Annotated in this window: 20 protein-coding genes and 1 pseudogene; 5 read left to right on the top strand and 16 right to left on the bottom strand. The window is 67.6% G+C overall.

Annotated elements, in window-relative coordinates:
- The 15 genes and pseudogenes from FFS09_RS25710 to FFS09_RS25640 all read right to left on the bottom strand — a co-directional run.
- Positions 1-409 (bottom strand): annotated as a pseudogene (locus FFS09_RS25710) (hypothetical protein); the annotation flags it as partial.
- Between the two features lie 117 nt (positions 410-526).
- Positions 527-1,330, bottom strand: coding sequence for a GntR family transcriptional regulator (locus tag FFS09_RS25705; RefSeq protein WP_137921784.1), 804 nt, complete (start codon positions 1,328-1,330; stop codon positions 527-529).
- A gap of 34 nt (positions 1,331-1,364) precedes the next feature.
- Entirely contained in the window at positions 1,365-2,354 is a 990-nt protein-coding gene (locus tag FFS09_RS25700; RefSeq protein WP_171020184.1) for a Bug family tripartite tricarboxylate transporter substrate binding protein, read from the bottom strand.
- Between the two features lie 40 nt (positions 2,355-2,394).
- Positions 2,395-4,230: an acyclic terpene utilization AtuA family protein gene (locus FFS09_RS25695; RefSeq protein WP_137921782.1), complete on the bottom strand. Its 1,836-nt coding sequence runs from the start codon at positions 4,228-4,230 to the stop codon at positions 2,395-2,397.
- Positions 4,231-4,269: 39 nt separating this feature from the next.
- Entirely contained in the window at positions 4,270-5,013 is a 744-nt protein-coding gene (locus tag FFS09_RS25690; protein WP_137921793.1) for an enoyl-CoA hydratase/isomerase family protein, read from the bottom strand.
- An 87-nt stretch (positions 5,014-5,100) separates the two neighbouring features.
- Positions 5,101-5,979 carry an enoyl-CoA hydratase/isomerase family protein gene (locus FFS09_RS25685; RefSeq protein ID WP_252374524.1) on the bottom strand — a complete coding sequence of 293 codons (879 nt, stop codon included), beginning with the start codon at positions 5,977-5,979 and terminating at the stop codon, positions 5,101-5,103.
- Positions 5,972-7,204 (bottom strand): CaiB/BaiF CoA transferase family protein, encoded by a 1,233-nt coding sequence (locus tag FFS09_RS25680; RefSeq protein ID WP_137921781.1) that lies wholly within the window; start codon positions 7,202-7,204, stop codon positions 5,972-5,974. Before FFS09_RS25680 ends, FFS09_RS25685 begins: the two co-directional genes overlap by 8 nt.
- Before the next feature lie 148 nt (positions 7,205-7,352).
- On the bottom strand, positions 7,353-7,670 hold the full coding sequence (locus FFS09_RS25675) for an SEL1-like repeat protein (RefSeq protein WP_137921780.1): 318 nt from the start codon (positions 7,668-7,670) through the stop codon (positions 7,353-7,355).
- A gap of 41 nt (positions 7,671-7,711) precedes the next feature.
- On the bottom strand, positions 7,712-8,032 hold the full coding sequence (locus FFS09_RS25670; RefSeq protein ID WP_137921779.1) for a c-type cytochrome: 321 nt from the start codon (positions 8,030-8,032) through the stop codon (positions 7,712-7,714).
- Positions 8,033-8,112: 80 nt separating this feature from the next.
- Positions 8,113-9,810 (bottom strand): PQQ-dependent methanol/ethanol family dehydrogenase, encoded by a 1,698-nt coding sequence (locus FFS09_RS25665; protein ID WP_137921791.1) that lies wholly within the window; start codon positions 9,808-9,810, stop codon positions 8,113-8,115.
- 263 nt (positions 9,811-10,073) lie between these two features.
- A complete protein-coding gene (locus FFS09_RS25660; RefSeq protein ID WP_137921790.1) occupies positions 10,074-10,997 on the bottom strand; it encodes a quinoprotein relay system zinc metallohydrolase 1 in 924 nt (307 codons plus the stop codon).
- A 29-nt stretch (positions 10,998-11,026) separates the two neighbouring features.
- Positions 11,027-11,809 (bottom strand): quinoprotein dehydrogenase-associated SoxYZ-like carrier, encoded by a 783-nt coding sequence (locus FFS09_RS25655; RefSeq protein WP_137921778.1) that lies wholly within the window; start codon positions 11,807-11,809, stop codon positions 11,027-11,029.
- Between the two features lie 5 nt (positions 11,810-11,814).
- On the bottom strand, positions 11,815-12,651 hold the full coding sequence (locus FFS09_RS25650; RefSeq protein ID WP_252374523.1) for a lanthanide ABC transporter permease protein PedC: 837 nt from the start codon (positions 12,649-12,651) through the stop codon (positions 11,815-11,817).
- Positions 12,633-13,820 (bottom strand): lanthanide ABC transporter ABC transporter substrate-binding protein PedA1, encoded by a 1,188-nt coding sequence (locus FFS09_RS25645; RefSeq protein ID WP_137921777.1) that lies wholly within the window; start codon positions 13,818-13,820, stop codon positions 12,633-12,635. The genes FFS09_RS25650 and FFS09_RS25645 overlap by 19 nt, the downstream gene beginning before the upstream one ends.
- A complete protein-coding gene (locus tag FFS09_RS25640) occupies positions 13,820-14,815 on the bottom strand; it encodes a PQQ-dependent catabolism-associated beta-propeller protein (protein ID WP_212745158.1) in 996 nt (331 codons plus the stop codon). The genes FFS09_RS25645 and FFS09_RS25640 overlap by 1 nt, the downstream gene beginning before the upstream one ends.
- Before the next feature lie 161 nt (positions 14,816-14,976).
- Between FFS09_RS25640 and FFS09_RS25635 the strand changes: the two genes are divergently transcribed.
- Positions 14,977-16,026 carry a tripartite tricarboxylate transporter substrate binding protein gene (locus FFS09_RS25635; protein WP_137921776.1) on the top strand — a complete coding sequence of 350 codons (1,050 nt, stop codon included), beginning with the start codon at positions 14,977-14,979 and terminating at the stop codon, positions 16,024-16,026.
- Positions 16,023-16,781 carry a lanthanide ABC transporter ATP-binding protein PedB/LutE gene (locus FFS09_RS25630; RefSeq protein WP_137921775.1) on the top strand — a complete coding sequence of 253 codons (759 nt, stop codon included), beginning with the start codon at positions 16,023-16,025 and terminating at the stop codon, positions 16,779-16,781. The genes FFS09_RS25635 and FFS09_RS25630 overlap by 4 nt, the downstream gene beginning before the upstream one ends.
- Positions 16,782-16,943: 162 nt before the next feature.
- Here the strand turns inward: FFS09_RS25630 and FFS09_RS25625 are convergent, their stop codons facing one another.
- Positions 16,944-17,735 (bottom strand): TOBE domain-containing protein, encoded by a 792-nt coding sequence (locus FFS09_RS25625; protein WP_137921774.1) that lies wholly within the window; start codon positions 17,733-17,735, stop codon positions 16,944-16,946.
- Between the two features lie 75 nt (positions 17,736-17,810).
- On the opposite strand from FFS09_RS25625, the gene modA reads away from it, so the two are divergent.
- The 3 genes from modA to modC are packed head-to-tail and all read left to right on the top strand — an operon-like array spanning position 17,811 to position 20,378.
- Positions 17,811-18,566, top strand: a complete 756-nt coding sequence (gene modA / locus FFS09_RS25620; RefSeq protein WP_171020183.1) for a molybdate ABC transporter substrate-binding protein — start codon at positions 17,811-17,813, stop codon at positions 18,564-18,566.
- Between the two features lie 31 nt (positions 18,567-18,597).
- A complete protein-coding gene (modB, locus tag FFS09_RS25615) occupies positions 18,598-19,284 on the top strand; it encodes a molybdate ABC transporter permease subunit (protein WP_137921773.1) in 687 nt (228 codons plus the stop codon).
- The gene (modC, locus tag FFS09_RS25610; RefSeq protein ID WP_137921772.1) at positions 19,281-20,378 is read left to right on the top strand and encodes a molybdenum ABC transporter ATP-binding protein; all 1,098 of its coding nucleotides are present in this window, start codon (positions 19,281-19,283) and stop codon (positions 20,376-20,378) included. The genes modB and modC overlap by 4 nt, the downstream gene beginning before the upstream one ends.
- Positions 20,379-20,418 lie beyond the last annotated feature (40 nt).

The raw sequence follows: 20,418 nt of genomic DNA, 5'->3' as shown, positions 1-20,418 counted from the left end.
GCCCGGTACCGATGGACAGGCCGGGAGCGTCGACGGCCACAGCCGCAGCGGTCTTCGTCGACTTCTGCGGTGACTTGTCGGTCCGGTCCGTGCGCGCGTCGTCGGCGTGTTTGGCGCGGTTGGCGTCACTCACGACGTCACCCAGGCGCAGGCCCAGGGAATTGGCGATCTCGCCCCAGCCCATGCCGGTGTCGCGCATGGCCTGCACGTCGCGGGTGGCCAGCCCAAGCTGATCGCGGGTGGGCCGGGTGATGCCGTCCTGCGCCAGGTCGGCCTTGGCAATCTCGCCAGCAAAGTTCTGTTGGGTCGCGGAAGGCGAGAGGGAGATCGTCTGTGCGCCGGCCGCCACGGCGCCCAGCAGCGCGAGCGAAAGGGTAGTCTTGAACAGAGCGCGGGGGGTGTGGGTCATGGCAGATCTCCCGTTTTTGAACAGGCTTTCATCCTAGGCCCGCAGGCACCGCGCACGTGCGTGTGTTGGTTACCAGTTGTTCATCGGCGCACCCGGGCGTTCACGCCAACCTGCCCGTCAGTCCAGCGTCTGCGGCACCGCCACACCCGGATAGCTGAGCCAGAGTTCGAAGGGGTATTCGCTCTCGAGCACGAAACGGTCGCCGCGGTACCAGAACAGGCCCGCATATGCGATGCGGCCTGACGCGTCGGAAATGCGCCGGACCATATGCGCCATGGGCGTGGCGAACGAGCAGCCCAGTGCCTGCGCCAGCACCATGTCCGCCGGGGCCACGGTCAGCGTCTGCTGCATCTTCCGCATCTTGTTCTTGGCATGTCCATCGAGCAGGTAGGCCATCTTGTGCCGCTTCTCCGAACCTTTCGGAAAGCGCTTGTAGATCTCGCTGGCCACATAGATTTCGGCCAGGCAGAAGGGTTCGCCATCCTGCACATGGACCTTGCGCACGCAGGCATAGCTGTCGTACACCGCATCGCCGCGCGCCAGCGAAGCCGGCAGCGCGACGCCGTTGCGCTGCTCCAGCACGTCAAAGCGGACATCCGTGGCACGCGGGTCGTTGATGGCGGCATGCAGGCGCGCCGGCATGGCGGCGCTGGCCTCGGCCACATAGGTGCCGCGCCCGCGGTCGCTGGTGATCAGCCCCTCGGTCTTGAGCAGACCATAGGCCTGGCGGACCGTGATGCCGGCCACCTGGTACTGCTCGGCCAGTTGCAGCACCGTCGGCAGGCGTTGCCCGCTGACCAGCTCGCCATGGGCGATCTGGTGCCGCAGGATGCTCGCCAACTGCAGGTACTGCGTGACGCCCGCGCCCGAGTGCTGTGCCGGCCGCACGGTCACGGGTGGCGGCTTGACGGATAAAACCATGGTCGCAAGGGTCCTGCCTGAAAGTGCCTGCGCCCTAGTTCAAGTCGATGCGCAACGCCAGAATGAAAGGCACCCATTTTGCCCGCTCGGCCTGGCCAAAGGCATCGGCCTGTGCCGGCGTGGTCGGGCCCAGGCTTTCGGACGCACCCTGTGCCAGGCGCGCTTTCATGTCAGGCATCGCCAGCGCCTTGTTCAGCGCCGCGTTCAGCTTGTCGATCACGGCCTGCGGCGTTTTGGCCGGCGCCATCAGGTTGTTCCAGGTGTAGGCGTCGAACGTCGGCATGCCCAGTTCGGCGAAGGTCGGCACGTTGGGCTCGACCGCACTGCGTTGGTTGCCAGACACCGCCAGCAGACGCGCCAGGCCCTGCTTCTCAAGGGGAGACGCCGAGATCAGGCCGTCGAACAACAGGTTGACGTGCCCGCCGGACAGGTCGATCAGCGCGGCACCGTTGCCTTTGTAGGGCACGTGCAGCAGCGAAATATCGGCGGCCTTGGCAAAGTTTTCGCCCACCACGTGGCTGATGGAGCCCTTGCCGCCGGAGCCGTAGCTGATCTTGCCGGGATGGCTCTTGGCATGGGCGATGAGTTCCTTCAAGGTCTTGGGCGTGGAGGTGCTGGCGACCAGCACCAGCGGCGTGCGCGAGACCAGCCCGATGGAGCGCAAGTCCTTTTCCACATCAAACGGCAGCTTGGGGTAGAGCCCGACGTTCATCACCAGTTGCGAGCTGGTTCCCAGGCCGATGGTGTAGCCGTCCGGCGCCGCCTTGGCGACCACGTCCGTTCCGATGGAGCCACCGCCGCCGGCACGGTTTTCCACCACGACGGGCTGCCCGAGGATGTCGCCCATGTGGCGCCCCAGTTCGCGCGCGATGGTGTCGTTGCCGCTGCCGGTGCTGAAAGCCACCACCAGGCGGATCGGTTTCTCGGGGTAGGCCTGCGCCAGCGCCTGCGTGGAAAAACCGCCCGAGGCCAACAGGCCCGCGAGAACGGCGGCGGTGGCGGTGTGTCTGCGATTGAGCTTCATGTTTGTCTCCTTCCGTGATCCACCAAGATGGTTTTTTTGTTCAGTCGGCCAGCTGCGCCACCGGCACCCGCACCGGCATGGACAAGAGGATTTGCGCCATGCCCTTGCCCAGCGCATCGTTGCGCAGCGAAGCCATGCCGCCGCCGCCCAGCGCCTGCTCGCACACGAAGTTGAAGGCATGGATGCCGGGCACGTCGTAGCGTGTGACCGGGCCTTTGACGAGGTGCGCCAGATAGGCCGCCACGCTGGCCTCCGTCAGTTGCGCGCGCAACAGTGGCAGCAGGTCCGGCCGGCGCGCGATGACGCCGATGTTGGAGATGTCGCCCTTGTCGCCGCTGCGCGCATACGCCAGGCGTATCAAGGGCACCTCGATCGTGTTGCTGCTTGCGCCCGCGTCCACGCTGTCCGCAGTTGCCCTGCGGTCGGCCACTCGCGTCGCCGCTGCCGCAGGACCGGTCTGGCCGGCAGGCTGGGCGATGGCCGTGCTGTCGCCATCCACCAGCACGGTCGGGCTCAAGCGTTCCTTGTCGAGCAGAAACGCGTATTGGCGGATCGATGGCGAAGCCGAGGACCGGCCGCCCGAACCCGTGGTACCGGGCGCCCAGGACGTACCCGCCGGCGCCACCTCGCGGGCAAACAGGTCCAGCGCTTCCTTGCGCGCGTGGGTGACGGTCAGCCGCAAGACGACCTCGCGCGCCGTGGTGGACTGGGCGTGCGGCCCGTAGCAGGATTCCGCGCCCAGCACTTCCAGGTTGTTGGCCGTGTAGGCGCCCAGCCCGGCTTTTTCGAGCATCGCCGAGGTGCGGTCCAGAATGGCCGCGCCGGTGCGGCGTGCCTTGGCGACGGCGTCGAAACCAACGATGGTCAACTGGGCGGAGATCTTGAAACCCTCCACATACGTCGCGCAGACCTTGTAGCTGGCCGTCGGTGCCCGACCGCGCGCGCCGCGCACGTCCACGCGCTGGCTGCCGGCCTGCTGCAGCGTGACCTGGGTGAAGTCGCAGATCACGTCGGGCAGGATGTAGGTGGCGGGGTCGGCGATCTCATACAGCATCTGCTCGCCGATCACCGCCGGTGTGATCTTGCCGCCGGTGCCCTCGGGTTTGGTCAGCACGAAGCTCCCGTCGGCGCGGCACTCGGCGATCGGGTAACCCATGGTGTCCCAGCCGGGCACCGTGTCCCAGTCCGTGTGCAGGCCACCCGTGGCCTGGCAACCGCATTCGAGGATGTGGCCCGCCAGGCTGCCGCCGGCGAGCAGGTCGTGGTCGTTGCTGGTCCAGCCGAACTCGTGCATCAGCACACCGAGCGTGACGGCCGAGTCCACGCAGCGGCCGGTGATGACCACCTGGGCGCCGGCGTCCAGCGCCGCCTTGATGGGCAAGGCCCCCAGGTAGGCGTTGGCGGTGAGCACCTTGTCGGGCAACGGCGCGCCGCTTTGCAACTCTTTCACCTGGCCCGACTCGCGCAGCCCGGGCAGCAGCGGCATCACATCGTCGCCCGTGACCACGGCGATCTTCAGTTCGACGCCCTGCTCCTGGGCCAGCGCGGCCAATGCGGCCGCGCAAGCTTGCGGGTTCACGCCACCGGCGTTGCTCACCACGCGAATGCCCTGGGCGACCACGTCGCGCAGCACGGTCTTCATGGCCACGCTGACGAAGTCGGTGGCATAGCCGAGCTCGGGCTTTTTCAGGCGGGCGCCGGCCAGAATCGACATGGTCAACTCGGCCAGGTAGTCGAACACCAGGTAATCGATCTGGCCGCTGTTCACCAGCTGCGGCGCGCCGACACTGCTGTCACCCCAGAAGCCGGAGGCGCCGCCGATGCGCACCACTTTGTCACCCGCTTTGTCGTCATTCGATGTGTTTTTTGCACTCATGAGCATTCCTGTCCTTTGATTCGATTCAAGTGGGTCTTCTCAGCTGCCCGTCCACACCGGCTTGCGCTTCTCGCGGAAGGCCAGTTGCCCTTCGGCGGCGTCTTCGGTCAGGGCGAACAGGCCGATCTGGCTTTCGGTGAAGGCCATGCTCTCCTCGAAGGACATGGCTTCGATCTTCTTCATGGTGTAGAGGCCGCGGCGGATCGCGGCGGGCGACTTGTCCAGCATGCGGTCGAGCAGCCATTGCAGCTTGCCGTCCAGGTCGTCGCTGACGTAGTTGACCAGTGCGTATTCGAGTGCCTGGGCGGCGCTCAGGGGTTCGCCCGTCAGGCACATCTCGGCCAGCACGCGGCGGGGAATCAGGTGGCCCAGCACGCTCAGCACCTGCGCCGGGAACACGCCGACCTTGACCTCGGGCAAACCGAAGATGGCCTTGTCGCTGGACACCACCATGTCGCACATGCCCATGATGCCCATGCCGCCCGCCATGCAGGCGCCGTTGACACGCGCGATCAGCGGCACGGTGGACTGCTTCGCCTGCCGGAACAGGTTGGCGAATCCCACGTAGGGCTCCGAGTAGTCGAACTTGAAGGACTTTCCGCTTTGCAGGTCCGCGCCCGCGCAGAAGGCCCGTGTGCCCACGCCGGTGATCACGATGGCGCGCACCTCGCGGCGCTTGTTGGCGCGTGCCAGCGCGTCGCTCAAGCCGTCCAGCACGGCCGCGCTGATGGAATTGCGTTTGTCTTCCCGGTTGATGGTCAGCCACATGACGGGGCCGCGCATCTCCTCAAGCAGTTCGTTCTGGGTGTCTGTCGTCACGGTGTCTCCTGGTGCTCTGGATGGGGTTGAAAAATGGGGCGGCAGGTGCCGTCATGAAGTGGAAGCATCTGCGGCCGGTGGCAGGCCCGGCCACACGAAACGGCTGGGACGCCCGGCCACAAAATCGCCGATGGCGTCACGGTGAAAGTCACTGGAAAAAGCGATGCCCTGGGCGGTGGCTTCCATCTCCAGCATGGCCGAGAAGTCCGTCAGCTGAGACTGGTTCAGCGCCTGTTTGGTCAGGGCGATCGCCGACGACGAACCGCCGGCCAACGCCTGCGCCATCGCCTGGGCATGCGGCAGCAGATGGGCAGGTGGCACCAGTTCGTGGACGAAGCCCCAGTCCATGCCGGTCTGCGCATCGAGTTCGCGCGCCGACAGCATGGCGGCCTTGGCCCGGTGCAGGCCGACGCTGCGCGCCAGCGTGTACAGCGCGCCGCAATCGGGCACCAGCCCGACCTTCATGAACGACATGCAGAAGCGCGCCCTCGGCGTGGCCAGCACCAGGTCCGCGATCAGGGCGAGGCCAAAACCACCGCCATAGGCATAACCATCCACCGCGGCGATCACGGGCTTGTCGGTCTCGAAAAGCGCCTGGATGCCCGGATGCGCCGCCTTCATGCGCAGGCGCCCGGCGCCGGCCTGCAGCCGTTCACCAGCCTGCATGTCCTTGATGTCGCCACCGGCACAGAAGTGACCGCCGCTGCCGGTCAGGACAATGGCCCGGACCTCGGGGTCGGCCACGGCGCTGCGCACCGCCTCGGCCAGTTCCCGGCGCATGTCGATGTCCATCGCGTTGCGCCGTTGTGGGCGGTTCAGGCAGATGGTCGCCACATGCGAAGCGACCGAACAGTCCACGAAACGCAAGCCGCTCGTGCTGGGCGAAGGTCCTGGGTGCATGGCGATGTCTTCGCGGGCCGGTTTATTCACACACTGCGCCGGACGCGACCAGGGCATCGATGCGTGTCTCGTCGTAACCCGCTTCGCGCAAGACCTCGCGGCTGTGCTGCCCGATTCGGGGCGCGGGCGTGGCTTCGCCCGGCGGCGTGCCGGACCATTCGCTGGGGACCGCCATCTGGCGGATGGTGCCCACGTGCGGATGTTCCATTTCACTGAAGAAGCCGATGTCGTCCAGATGCGGGTCTTGCAGCAAGGACTCGAACGTGTGCATGGGAAACACCGGGATGTCCGTGCCCTCCAGCAGCGCCTGCATCTCCGCCGTGCTGCGCGAAGCGATTTCATCGGACACCATGCCGTAGAGCGCATCGATGTGTTGGGTGCGCTCGGCAATGTTGGCGAAACGCGGGTCCGTGTCGTACAGCGCCGGCTGGCCAATGGCCTTGAGAAACGCCCGCCACTGCACGTCGGTGTAGATCAGGCAGCACACATGGCCGTCGCGCGTCTTGTACGGCCGGCGCTCGGGCGACAGCAGGCGCGGATAACCGAAGTCACCCTGCGCGGGCACAAAGGTCTGGCCGTACAGGTGATCGCCCAGCACATAGGGCACCATGGTTTCAAACATGGGCACGTCGATGCGCTGGCCTTTGCCGGTGCGCTCGCGCCCGTACAGCGCCGCGCTGATGACGCCAAACGCGTACAGCCCCACCGAGCGGTCGGCGATGGTGATCGGCATGTAGCGCGGAATGTCGCCGCTGCCCATGGCCACGGCTTGCGGCAGCGCGCAGGCCGCCTGGATCAGGTCGTCAAACGCCGCGCTGGCCGCATAACGCCCGCGCTGCGAGAACCCGAACATGCCGACATACAGAAGCCGTGGGTTGATGGCGGCCAAAGCTTCGTAGCCCAGGCCCAGCCGTGCCATGGCCTGGGGCCGCACGTTGTAGGTCAGCACATCGGCATCCTTGGCGAGTTCGAGCAACACCTCACGGCCTTGCGCAGTCTTGAGGTCCAGCGCCACGCTGCGTTTGTTGCGGTTCATGCCGAGGAAGAGCGGGCCCATGCGCTCATGGCCCTGGGGGCCGATGCCCCGCACGACGTCACCACCGGGCGCTTCGATCTTGACCACATCAGCCCCCAGATCGCCCAGCATCTGCGTGGCCGACGGACCCATGAAAACGGTGGTGATGTCCACCACCCGAACCCCGGTCAACGGGCCTCGTTCGCCGGGGGTGTGGGTCGTTGTGTTGGTTGCGGTCATGCCCATCGCGCCTGTTTTTTCTATTGTGTCTATGAATAGCTTCATAGACTATAGGTGGCGAAACAAGCGGCGTCAACCGGTTGTGGCGGGCTTGCGCCCTCGGGATATCCCTAGGGGAATGGCGCGGGATGGACGCCGACAGCGGCGGTCAGCGGGCCCGCGCGGCGCGGCTGTAGAGCGCCTCGGCCTTGGCCGGGTTGCGCGGCTCGCCCAGGCCTTGTTCGGCCAGGGTGCCCAGGTTGAACAGCGCTTCACCATCGCCCGCTCGGGCCAGGGCTTCCCACACCTCGCGCGCCTGGGCATAGCGCCCCATCTTGAATTCGGCGTGCGCCCGGTAGTGGCCCGCGGCGGGGTCGCGCAGCCCGTCGCCGCGGCCGTTGTCCCGCGCTTCGCCCACGCTGGACAGCAGCGCGAGCGCGGCGCCCAGCAGCGTGCGGGGATGGGTCATGGGGATCTCCGTGTTCATGGTGCGAAGCTCCTTGCCTGGGCGTGCCCGTTCACACCATCTCAGGGTTTGACCGTGAGCACCCAGGTCGACAGGATCTTGAGATCGCCCGCGTTCAGGCTCGGGTGGCCGGGCATGGGGATGCGGCCCCACTTGCCCTTGGAGCCGTTCTGGATCGATTGCGCGAGCGCGGCAGCGGCGTCCTTGTCGCCCGCGTATTTTTCGGCGATGGCGCTGAAGGCCGGGCCGACCACCTTGTCGGCGTTGGCGTGGCAGCTGTAGCAGCCGCTGGCCTTGGCCAGCTCCACGGCGGCCACGTCGGCGGCGGTGGCGTGCTGGGCCAGGGCGGCCAGCACGGCAGAGAGGATCGGGAGGTAACGCATGGCGGACACCACAAAAAGAAAGAACCGTTGAAAAGAAAAAGGGGTGGCATGGCCGAGGCCACGCCACCCCAACCACCACATCACTTCATGAGCTTGAAGGTCCAGACGGAGCCGCCCTGTTCGAGGAAGTTGACCTTCTTGGCCACTTCACCGCCCCACAGCGGCACGGCACCGCCCCAACCCGAGACCACGCTGACGTACTGATCGCCACCTTCGGTCCAGGTGATGGGCGGCGCGACCACGCCCGAGCCGGTCTGGAACTGCCACACCACCTTGCCGGTCTTGGCGTCGGCGGCTTTCAGGTAGCCCTCGGGCGTGCCCCAGAACACGAGGTCGCCCGCGGTGAGCACACCGCCCCAGAGCGGCGCGCTGTTCTTCACTTCCCACGCCACCTTGCCGGTCTTGGGATCGATCGCGCGCAGCGAGCCGATGTGGTCGTCGAACAGCGGCTTGATGGTGAAGCCCGCGCCCAGGTAGGCCGCACCCTTCTTGTAGGTGATGGGCTCGTTCCAGATCTCCATGCCCCATTCGTTGGTGGGCACGTAGAACAGGCCGGTCTTGGGGCTGTAGGCCATGGGCATCTGGTTCTTGCCGCCGAGGAAACCCGGCGCGGAGAACACCGACTTGCCCTTGGCGCCGTCGCCACCGGCGGCGGTCGGGTCGCCCGGTCGGTTGGTGTCGTCGAAGTTGGGGCGGCCGGTCTTGAGGTCGATGCCGGTGGCCCAGGTCACTTTCTTCACGAACGGAAACGCGTTGACCAGCTTGCCGGTGGCCGCGTCGTTCACGTAGAAGAAGCCGTTGCGGTCGGCCTTGGCGCCCATGCGCTTGCCGTCCATGTCGAAGGTGACGAACTCGTTCACGCCGTCGTAGTCCCAGCCGTCGTTGGGCGTGCTCTGGTAGTGCCAGACGATCTTGCCGGTCTTCACGTCGATCGCCACGGTGGAGGCCGAGTACAGGTTGTCGCCCTTGCGCACGTGGCTGTTCCACGGGCCGGGGTTGCCGGTGCCGAAGTAGGCCAGGCCGGTCTTGGCGTCGTAGGTGCCACCGAGCCAGGTGGCCGCGCCACCGGTCTTCCAGGTCTCGCCCGGCCAGGTGGCGTTGGTGGTGCCGGAGATGCCGTTTTCCTTGCCGTCCTTGTAGCCCATGTGGCCTTCGACCACGGGACGCGTCCACACCATCTTGCCGGTCTTGGGGTCGCGCGCTTCCACGCGGCCGACCACGCCGAACTCGCCGCCGGACACGCCGGTCAGCAGCAGGCCTTCGGCAATCAGCGGCGCGGCGGTGTAGCTGTAGCCGGCGGCATAGTCGTCGATCTTCTCGCGCCACACCACCTTGCCGGTGTTCTGGTCGAGCGCGACGAGTTGTGCATCGAGCGTGCCGAAGATCACCAGGTTGTCGTAGAGCGCGGCGCCGCGGTTGATCACGTCGCAGCACGGCATGATGCCTTCGGGCAGGCGGTGCTCGTACTTCCAGAGCTTCTCGCCGGTCTTGGTGTTCACCGCGTAGATGCGCGAGTAGGACGCGGTCACGAACATCTTGCCGTTGTGCACCAGCGGCTGCGACTGCTGGCCGCGCTGCTTCTCGCCGCCAAACGACATGGACCACACGGGCACCAGTTTGTGGATGGACTTCGCGTTGATGCCGGTCAACGTGGAGTGGCGCTGGCCCTGTGTGCCCAGGCCCCAGCTCAGCACGTTGTCGGGCGTCTTCGCGTCGTCGGTGATCATCGCGTCGGTCACGCCCTGGGCACTCACGTGCGCGGTGGCGGCCAGAATCATCAGGCTCAGTAGGGTGCGTTTCACAGTATGTCTCCTGCTCGTTCGTGGATGTGTGATGGCTGCGACCGAGCACCATGCCCGGCCGCCCGTGAACTCCCCGACCCTCAGGCCCCGGGGTTGCACACCCACCAAATGGCAACATCCATGCCAGCGTTTTTGCGGCGTTTTCCGGTCTGAAATGCGCCATGCGCGGCCCCCGCAACCGGGTGCGGCTGTGACACTGTTCAGAAACGAATCAACCGCTGCAACAGGGCCTGGGAGGCTTAGCGCGCACGTTGTTCCAGCGCCCGCTGCTCGGCGAGCGGGTACCACTGCGTGAGGCTGCGGTGCAGCTCGGCGGGCTGCGCGGCCCAGCCGGCAAAGCGCGGCGGCACGGGTGTGCGCAACAACTCGCTCAGGTCCAGGCCGCGTTCGGCGCTCTCGTGCATGAGCGTGGTGAGCCAGCGCAACCAGTCGCGTGTCTGCTGCAAGCCCCGCTCGCCGGTGTGCACGGGCCCATGGCTGGGCACCACCTGCCGGACCACACCCGCGGCATGCCATTGCGCCAGCGTGTCCAGGCTGGCGAGCCATGCGGCGGGGTCGGCATGCGGGGTGGTGGGAACACGCTCGGCAAACACCAGGCCACCGGCGAACAGCACGCCGGTGGTCGTGTCGATCAGCACCAGGTCATCGTCGGTGTGGCCGCTCAGGCGTTTCAGCTCCAGCGTGTGCGCACCGATGCGCAGGGTCATCGGTTCGATCGCTTCGCGCGCCGGGATGGGTTCGGTGCCGGTCATCCAGTCGCCGCACAGGCGGTAGAGGTTGTCGGCGTAGGCCGCGCCTTCGGCCTGCATACCCGCGATGCTGCCGCGCAAGGCTTGTAGGGGGCGGTCGGCCCAGGCCTGGTTGCCGAAGAAATAGTCGGGGTGCAGGTTGAGGTTGAAGACGTGGCGCACGGGCTCGCGCGTGAGGCGCTCGATGGCGCGGCGCTGCTGCTCGCCGTAGCCGCGCGAGGGGCCGGTGTTGATGACCACCACGCCATCACCGGTGGCGATGAAGGCGGTGTTGATGATGTTGCAACCGTTGGCGCGCGAGAAGTCGGCCACCGCGCCTTCGATCACCCAGGTGCGCTCGGCGATCTGGCGCGGGCGCAGGTCGTGGTCGAGCCGCGCCATGTCGGGCTGAGCCTGTGCCGCGCTGGCGAACATGGCCGCCAGCCACGCCAGCGCCCATATCCTCACGCGGGCACCTCGGCGTCGATGCGGTTGCCGTTGTTGTCGCGCCCGGTCAGGCGAAAGCCGCCGAGGTTCTGCGGCGGCAGTTCGAAGGTGATGAGCGGGTTCTCCGACACCGGCTCGTGCAGGGCCAGGCGCCACCAGGGTTGGCCCGCGCTGTCCACCAGTTGCAGTTGCTCGATGTAGAACGCCGGAATGCCCGCGACCAGACCGGTGTCCATCGGGTGCATCACGCGCACGCGCAAACGGCGGCTGCCCTCGATCACGTTGGGAAAGAAGCGCGCCTGCACCTGGTTGAGCGTGCGGCTCCAGGACCCATCGGCGCGCGTGGCGCCGGGCACCGTGCAACCACCGCCGGCCGCCTGCACCCAGGTGCCGCCCACGTGCCAGCGGCCATCGCGCGTCTGCACCAGCGCGCGCACGGGTGAGGCCTGCTCCATGCGGATGCGAAACGCCAGCATGGGCAGCGCGCGCAGCGGCTCGAAGTCCAGCACCTCGCGCACGGGGTTGCGGTCCACCACCACGAAGATGCGCGCCACGCCGCCGCCCGTGTTCGCGAGTGCGCGCGCGTCCACCATCAGCGGCACGTTCATCGCATCGTCCGCGAAGGCGGGGCCGCGCACCACCACCGCGTCGGTGAAACGCATGGGCGCATCGGCCAGGACCTGCCGGCGCAGCGTGGGCCACTGCATGGAGCCCAGCGGGTCGCCACCGGTGTGGTCCTGGGCGGCCCACAGCGAAGGCACACCCAGCACACCCCCAAACAACAACGCACGGCGTTGCATGGTGTTCAACCGCCTTTCTGTCGGATGAAGCCGCGCTGCGGGTCGTAGCCCCAAAGCGCGAGCAGGAAGAACACCGCCGTGCAGCCCAGCACCACCGCCCACGCGCTGGCATTGAACTGTCCAACCATCGCGAAACGCATCGCCTCCACCGCATGGGTGAAAGGGTTGAACCCGGCGAGCTTGAGCAGCCCGTACGCCCCCGACTCCTCCAGCGTCCACAGCGGGTACAGCGCGGGGCTGATGAAGAACATCGGGAAGATCACGAAGTTCATCGTGCCGGCGAAGTTCTCCAGTTGCTTCACGTACACCGAGAGCATGAGACCCAGCGCGGCCAGCAGCGTGGCGGCGCAGGCCATGGCCACCAGCAGGCCGGGCAGGTCTTTCAACGCGACCTCGACACCGAAAGCCCAGGCGATCAACAGGAACACCGCCATCTGCAGCACCGACAGCACGGTGCCGCCCAGCAGCTTGAAACCGAGCAACCAGCCGCGCGGCAGCGGCGCGGTGAGCAGCAGGCGCATCACGCCCATCTCGCGGTCGACCACCATCGAGAGCGAACTCTGCATGCCGTTGAACAGAGCGACCATGCCCAGCAGGCCGGGCACCATGTAGACCTTGTATTCGATGTAGGTCTCGTACGGCGGAATGATGGCCACGCCGAAGACGTTGTGAAAGCCGGCCGAGAACACCACGAACCACAACAACGGGCGCACCAGCGCCGACCCCAGGCGCGTGGGCTGGCGCAGGAAGCGGCCGATCTCGCGACCAACCACGGCGCGCAGCGCGCGCGCCAGGTGCAGCGGCAATGGCGGCGCGGCCGGCATCAAGGGTGTTGCTGGCATGCGCTCTCCGCTTCGTCCACGCCGAGCGTGTCCAGCACTTCTTTCGGATGCAGCACACCTTCCAGCGGCGCCACGCCCACCACGCCGTCGATGTGGCTCAGGAACACGGGCTGGCGCAACTGCCCGTCCCACGCGCGGAACGACAGGCGCGGCCCTTTGAAACCGTCGATGGCGACCGCACCGCCGCGCAGCTTCTTCAACTGCTGCAACACACCGGCCTTGGGGTCGTCCACCAGCACCGCCGCGACCGCCCTGCCCGCCGCCCAGGCCGCCCAGTCGTGGGCCTGCATGGGGCGGTGCGCGAGTTTCTGGAAACGGCGCGAGAGCTGCGGCCCGCCGTTGCGCTCCCACTGCGCGTGCCAGGCACTGGCCACCAGGCCGCTGGCGCCCACCACCGGCCGCGGCCATTGCGTGGCGTAGGGCAACGTACGCGCGAACTCGCCGTTCGCGTCCATCACGGCCACCACCTCGTGTTCGCGTTCGCCGGTGAGCAACCGGGTGCTGGCCAGATCGCGCTCGCGCGGGTCGCCGCTGAGCTTGAAGGGCTTGCTCTGTGTGGTCTTCAAGCCATAACGTTTGGCCGCGCGCTGAAAGGATTCGCCCATGAGCGCATCACCCGGCTCCGGCCCCTGCAGCAACAACACCTTGCGCCAGTTGCGCGCGGCCAGGTACTGCGCCAACGCGTCGCTGGCCATGTGACGGCTCGGAAGCGTGTGCAACAGGTGCGCGGCGCAACCCTGCGCGCGCAGGCTGTCGTCGTCCAGGCCGGTGTTGAACACCATCGCGCCACCGAGCGCGGCCGGCGCGCTCTGCACCAGTTGGCGCAATTCGACCAGTGGCAGGTCGGCCACCACGTGCTGCACCTTCGCGGCCTTGAGGTCGGCGAGCGCCTTGGGCAGCGCCGCCGCGTCGGGCAGCACCACGTCGCGCAGCACGAGCTGCAGGCCGGCGGTGTCGAGTTCAAACGCCGCGTCGTCCAGCGCCAGTTGCACGCCCTGCACCGCGCGGCCCTGCGGGTGACCCGGATAGCCACGCTCCATACGGCGCGGCGCGTAGCGCGGATCGTCGGCCAGCGAGACCACAGCCACCGTGAGCCTGGCGGGCGCGGCCGCGTGCGCCACGGGGCCGCCGAGCAAAACGACCAGCGCCAGCAGCAGGGCCTTGGACATCAAGGCGCCACGAGCACGCTGTGCGGCACGCGGCCCACGGCCACGGTTTTCACCGCCTTGGCGCTGGCCGTGTCCACCAGCGTCATGTCGTCCGACAGGCCGTTGGTCACGTACAGCGTCTTGCCATCGGGGTGCATGGTGAGACCCCAGGCACGCTTGCCCACCAGCACCTGGCGTCCCACGGCGCGCGTGGCCACGTCCACCTCGGCCACATGGTTGGCCCGGCCCAGGCCCACCCACATCGTCTTGCCATCGGGGCTCAGCGTCATGCCCACCGGGGTGATGTCGGCTTCGCGCATGCCCTTCACGGCGAACTTCACCGTGCCCTTGACGCTGTGGTCCTTCGTGTCCACCACGCTCACGGTGGCGTCGAGCTCGTTCGTCACCCACAGCTCGGCGCCGTTCGCCGCGAGCACGAAGCGGCGCGGTCGCTTGCCCACCTTGATGTTCTTGACCACCTTCCTCTGGCCCAGGTCGATGACGTGCACGACGTTGGCCACCTCGGACGTGACGTAGGCGAACCTGCCATCGGGCGTGACCAGCACGCCCTCGGGTTCGCCACCGGTCTTCACTTCGAACAGCGCCTTCTTCGTGGCCAGGTCGTAGGCGGCCATCACGTTCTCGTCTTCGATCGACACGTACACGGTTTTGCCATCGGGGCTGAGGTCGAAGATCTCGGGGCTGTCCCCCAAGGGAACCGTGCCGATCATTTTTCCGCTGGCGGTGTCCACCACGGCCAACTGGTTGCTGTCGCCGCACACCACATAGAGCTGGCTGCGGTGGGCGCTGAACATCATGTGGCGCGGGCGCTTGCACACGTCGATGGCCGAGAGGCGTTCGCCCTGCGCGCTGAACACATAGAGCTTGTTGTCCTTCTCGCTGGACACGTACACCTTGCCCTGGGCCATGGCCAGCGTGGCGCTGCCAAGCAGGGTGCCAAGGGTCAGCATTTTCAGTGTGCGTTGAACGAAGGAAGGGCGATGCCGGCGCGTCATGTCGTTGTCTCCTGGGTGGGTCTTGTCACACCCCTTCTGCAAATTCGGTGCCAGTCCAGCTTGGGAATGGAACTTGCCTTTCCATGTCCCAAACACCCCGCTGGCGGCCCGATCGCTACGGACAAACCCTGAGACACCACCGCTTCAGAGGCACCTACCGCATGACCCCACTGCCCCACGGCCACACAGACTGTTCCAACAAGGAACACTGCGCTGTGACACGCCGCCGCGCGATCGCCTGGGGCATGGCACTGGCGAGCGCGCCGGCCTCGGCACGGGCTTCGCAGAACAGCGCCGCCACCGCGTGGCCCAGCAAGCCCTTGCAACTCATCGTGCCCTGGCCCGCGGGCGGCGCGACCGACCTTACGCTGCGCATCCTGTGCGAAGAGGCCGAGCCCTTGCTGGGCCAACCCATCGTGGTCCTCAACAAGCCCGGCGCGGCCGGCACGCAAGTGGCGCCACTGCTCAAGGCCGCCGAGCCCGATGGCCACACCATCGGGCAGGTGCCCATCACCGTGTACCGCCACGCACTCATGAACGCCGTGCCCTGGGACCCGGTGGCCGACCTCAGCCCCATCGTGCAGGTTTCGGGCACCACCTTCGGCGTGCTGGTGCCGAGTGCCAGCCCCTGGCAGCAGTTCGGCGACATGCTCGACTGGGCGCGCACCCACCCGGGCGAACTCATCCTGGGCTCCACCGGCATGGGCACCACCGCGCACCTCGCGATGGAAGAGGTGCTGCTGCAGCACGGCATCCGCTATGTGCACGTGCCCTACCGCGGCACGGCCGACCAGATGCTCGCGGTGGCCAGTGGGCAACTCATGGCGGGCGTGAACTCCACCGGCTTCGCGCCCTGGGTGGACCAGGGCAAGATGCGCGTGCTCGCCATCTTCAGCGCGCAGCGCAGCCCACGCTGGCCCGACGCGCCCACGCTGCGCGAGCTGGGTTACCCGCAATCGGTCTACACCTCGCCGTGGGGCATCGCCGCGCCGCGCGGCACGCCCGAGCCGGTGCTGCGCAAGCTGCACGACGCGTTCGCGCGCGCCATGCACAGCGAACGCCACCTGCGCGAACTGGCCCGCTACGACCAGACGCTGGACTACCTGAACACGCGCGACTACCGCCAGGCCGTTCTCGACACCGTGCAGCGCGAGAAGCGCCTGTTGCAGCGCATGCACCTGCTCGCGAAACCCGTCGGAGGTCCAGGATGAAAACGACCGCACCCGACACCTTGCTGCAGGCCAGCGGCCTGCACAAGGCCTACGCCGGCAAACCCGCGCTCAAAGGCTTGGACATGTGCTTGCGCGCCGGCGAGATGCTCGCCCTGCTCGGCCCCAACGGCGCAGGCAAGTCCACGCTGCTGCAGTTGCTCACCGGCCTGTTCACGCCCGACCAGGGCCGCATCGAGGTGCTGGGCCACGACATGCGCCGCCACCCCAGCCGCGCGCTGGCCGGGCTGGGCGTGGTGTTCCAGCAAAGCGCGCTCGACCTGGACCTGAGTGTGATGGCCAACCTGCTGTTCCACACCGACCTGCACGGCATGCCCCGCGCCGTGGCACGCGAACGCATCGCCGAGCAGTTGGACACCCTGGGCCTGGGCACACAGGCGCGCGCCACGGTGCGCAGCCTCTCGGGTGGCACGCGGCGCAAGGTGGAACTGGTGCGCGCGCTGCTGCACGCACCGCGCGTGCTGCTGATGGACGAAGCCACCGTGGGCCTGGACCCGGCCTCGCGCCGACAACTGCTCGACACCGTGCGTGGCCTGTGCCGCACGCGCGGCATGGGTGTGCTGTGGGCCACGCACCTGATCGAAGAGGTGCGTGATGCCGATCGGTTGATGCTGTTGCACCAGGGCGCGGTGCGTTTTGAAGGCCCCATCGACACCTTCATGGCGCAGGCCCAAGGCACGGACTTTCAGGCGGAGGTGTTGCGCCAGTTGAATCGGGGATCGGGCGGAAGCGGCTAGGGCCTGTTCACACTATTTTTCCAAGATGCGTTGCGGATCAAAAAGGCCATGCGCAAGGCGCGAAACGCAGACGGGCCTGTGGCCCGGCGAGGCTTCGCAACGCGGCGCATGGCCTTTTTGGCCGCAACCCATTCGCACTTGGAAAAATAGTGTGAACAGGCCCTAGTCCGGCAACGCCACCACCAGCGAGGCCGCGCCCATCGTGGCCGTGGCCACCACGCCCACCTTCGCGGTGAACGGGTGTGGTGCGAAGCCCACCCAGTGCCCGCCGCCCTTCAATGCCAGCACCACCTCGTCGCGCGCACCGCCCGGTGTGATGCGCTCGACCTTCCCGCTCAACCTGCAGGTCGCGGGGTCGGGTTCGCCATCGGGCGCAGCGCCCTTCGCCACGGCCACCGCCGTGGCCTTGCACAGCAGCAGCACCGAACGCCCCGGCGCAAGCGCCAGCAAATCGGCGCTCTCGCGCGTGACGCTCGCCCTCAGCGCGGCGCCGCCCGCCGTCTCGGCGTGCACCCACACGGTGGGGTCGTTGTCGGCCACGGCCTCGCAGCGCAACACCGTGCAGGGCAACTGGTTGCGCATGCTGGTGCGCAAGCCCAGGCCGGCGGCCAGCGTGGCGCCGCCGGTGAAACGCGCCAACACCTGCTGCCGTGCGCGGGCCAGTTCGTCGGCCAGCGACAGCAGTTGCAAACCCTGTGGCGTGATCTGCGCGCCACCGCCGCCCGCGCCACCGACCGTGCGGTCCACCAGCGGCTGGCCGCTCAGGCTGGAGAGCGTGTCGATCGCCTGCCACGCGGCCTTGTAGCTGATGCCGACCTCGCGCGCGGCCTGCGAAATGGAGCAGCCCGCGGCGACCTGGCGCAGCACGTCCAGGCGCTTGTCGGCGCTGCTGTCGACCAGGGCCTGTGGCAGATCGTTGGGCCCATGCCGGGCAGCGGGTTTTCGGGAAGCCATGTGAGTTCGTCGAGCGCCTATACTTCACCGCTGTTCCAAATTGGAATAGCGAAATTTCATCCCAAGGAGCACCCGATGTTCGCACGTTCTCTTCTGCGCTGGCCCCTGCTGGTGTTGGCCGCCATCACCGGTTCGCTGCACGCCGCCGAAGCCCAGGTGGCCGTGGCCGCCAACTTCGCCGAACCCATCAAGGCCGTGGCCGCCGTGTTGGAAAAATCCACCGGCCACACGCTGAAGATCACCGTGGGCGCCACTGGCGGCTTGTACGCGCAGATCCGGAACGGCGCGCCGTTCGACGTGATGCTCGCCGCCGACACCAGGACGCCCGCGCAGCTGGAGACCGATGGCCTGGCGCAACCCCACAGCCGCTTCACCTATGCCACCGGCAAGCTGGTGCTGTGGTCGGCCGACGCCGCGAAAGTGGACGCGCAAGGCGCTGTGCTCAAGGGCGATGGTTTCCGCAAGCTCGCCATCGCCAACCCCAAGACGGCGCCCTACGGCGCGGCGGCCGTGGAGGTGATGAACAAGCTCGGCCTCACCGCGGCGCTCACGCCCAAGCTCGTGCAGGGCGAGAGCATCGGCCAGACCTACAACTTCGCGCACACCGGCAACGCCGAGATCGCCTTCGTCGCGATGTCGCAGGTGCTCGACGGTGGCCGTCTCAAGAGCGGCTCGATGTGGGTGGTGCCGCAGAACCTGTACGCCCCGATCCAGCAGGACGCGGTGCTGCTCAAGCGCGCGGGGAACAACGAAGCCGCCGTGGCGCTGATGAAGCTGCTGCAAAGCGCCAACATCAAAACCTTGATCCGCTCCTATGGCTACGACATCTGACGCGGCCAGCCGCCTCTGATACAACGCTGTCGTGCTGCTCACTCCGTCCGACCTGCAGGCCATCGGCCTCACGCTCCAAGTTGCCTCCCTCACCACGCTGATCCTGCTGGTGGTGGGCGTGCCGCTGGCGTGGTGGCTCGCGCGCAGCACGTCGGCGTGGAGCCGGCCTATCGGCGCGCTCGTGTCGATGCCTTTGGTGCTGCCGCCCTCGGTGTTGGGCTTCTATCTGCTGGTGCTCATGGGCCCTCACGGACCGGTGGGGCAATGGACCCAGGCGCTGGGCCTGGGTGTGCTCACCTTCAGTTTTCCTGGCCTGGTGATCGCCTCGGTGTTCTACTCGCTGCCCTTCATGGTGCAACCGGTGCAGAACGCCATGCAGTCGCTCGGCAACCGTCCACTCGAAGCCGCGGCCAGCCTGCGCGCCTCGCCGCTTGACACCTTCCTGAACGTCGTGCTGCCGCTGTGCAAACCCGGGCTGGTCACCGGCATCATCATGAGCTTCGCGCACACCGTGGGCGAGTTCGGCGTGGTGCTCATGGTGGGCGGCAACATTCCCGGCGTGACGCGCGTGATCTCGGTGCAGATCTTTGACCACGTCGAGGCGCTGGAATACAGCGACGCGCACCGCCTCGCCGCGATCATGCTCGGCTTCTCGTTCATCGTGCTGCTCACGCTGCAGTTCTACAACCGGCGCCAACGCGTCCGCCACGCCGTATGAGCGACCCCGGCCTGCAACTCACCGCGCGGCTGCAGCGCGCGGGTTTCCTGCTCGACGTGGACCTGCAGCTGCCCGCGCGCGGCGTGAGCGTGCTGTTCGGCCCCTCGGGCTCGGGCAAAACCACCTGCCTGCGCGTGCTCGCGGGCCTGGAGCCGCAAGCCACCGGCGTGGTCCGCGTGGGCGACGAGCTGTGGCAGGACAGCGCGCAAGGTCTCATGCGCCCGGTGCACCGGCGCTCGCTGGGCTATGTGTTCCAGGAAGCCAGCCTGTTCGACCACCTGAGCGTGCAGGGCAACCTGATGTTCGGCTTCAAGCGCACACCGGCCGCCGAACGCCGCCACCCCTGGGACCACGGCCTGGAGCTGCTGGGCATCGCGCACCTGCTGCAGCGCATGCCGCACGAACTCTCGGGCGGCGAGCGCCAGCGCGTGGCCATCGCGCGCGCGCTGGCCACCAGCCCGCGCGTGCTGCTGATGGACGAGCCGCTGGCCTCGCTGGACGCGGCACGCAAGGCCGAAATCCTGCCCTGGCTCGAACAGTTGCACGAGCGGCTCGACATCCCGGTGGTCTACGTCACGCACTCGCCCGACGAACTGGCGCGCCTCGGCGACCACCTGGTGCTGCTCGAAACGGGCCGCGTGCGCGCGCAAGGCCCGGTGCTCGAACTCATGACCCGGCTCGACCTGCCGCTGGCGCATGGCGACACCGCCGCCGCGCTCATCGACGCCCGCGCGGTCGGCTTCTCCGCGCTCGATCACCTGGGCGTGTTCGAGTTCGATGGCGGCCGCCTGCTGTTGCCCCAGGGCAGCGGACTGCCAGCGCAAACGCCGGCGCGCATCCGCATCCAGGCGCGCGACGTGAGCCTGTCCTTGCAGATGCCCGAGCACACCAGCGTGCTCAATGTCCTGCCGGCCACCGTGGTCGACATCGTGGAGGACACACCGGGCCAGGTGCTGGTGGGCTTGCAACTGGGCAATGGAACGCAGCGCGCACGCCTGCTCTCGCGCATCAGCCAGCTCTCGGCGCGCCGGCTCGGCATCGCGCCAGGTGTGGCGGTGGTGGCGCAGATCAAAGGCGTGGCGCTGGTGCGCTGAACATCGGGAACAAACACCCTTGACCGCGGCGGTCACAAGG

It is taken from the genome of Hydrogenophaga sp. 2FB (assembly GCF_005503365.1).
Taxonomy (GTDB): domain Bacteria; phylum Pseudomonadota; class Gammaproteobacteria; order Burkholderiales; family Burkholderiaceae_C; genus Hydrogenophaga.
The sequence above is the reverse complement of the archived record's forward strand: the minus strand, read 5'-3'. Positions and strand labels throughout refer to the sequence as shown.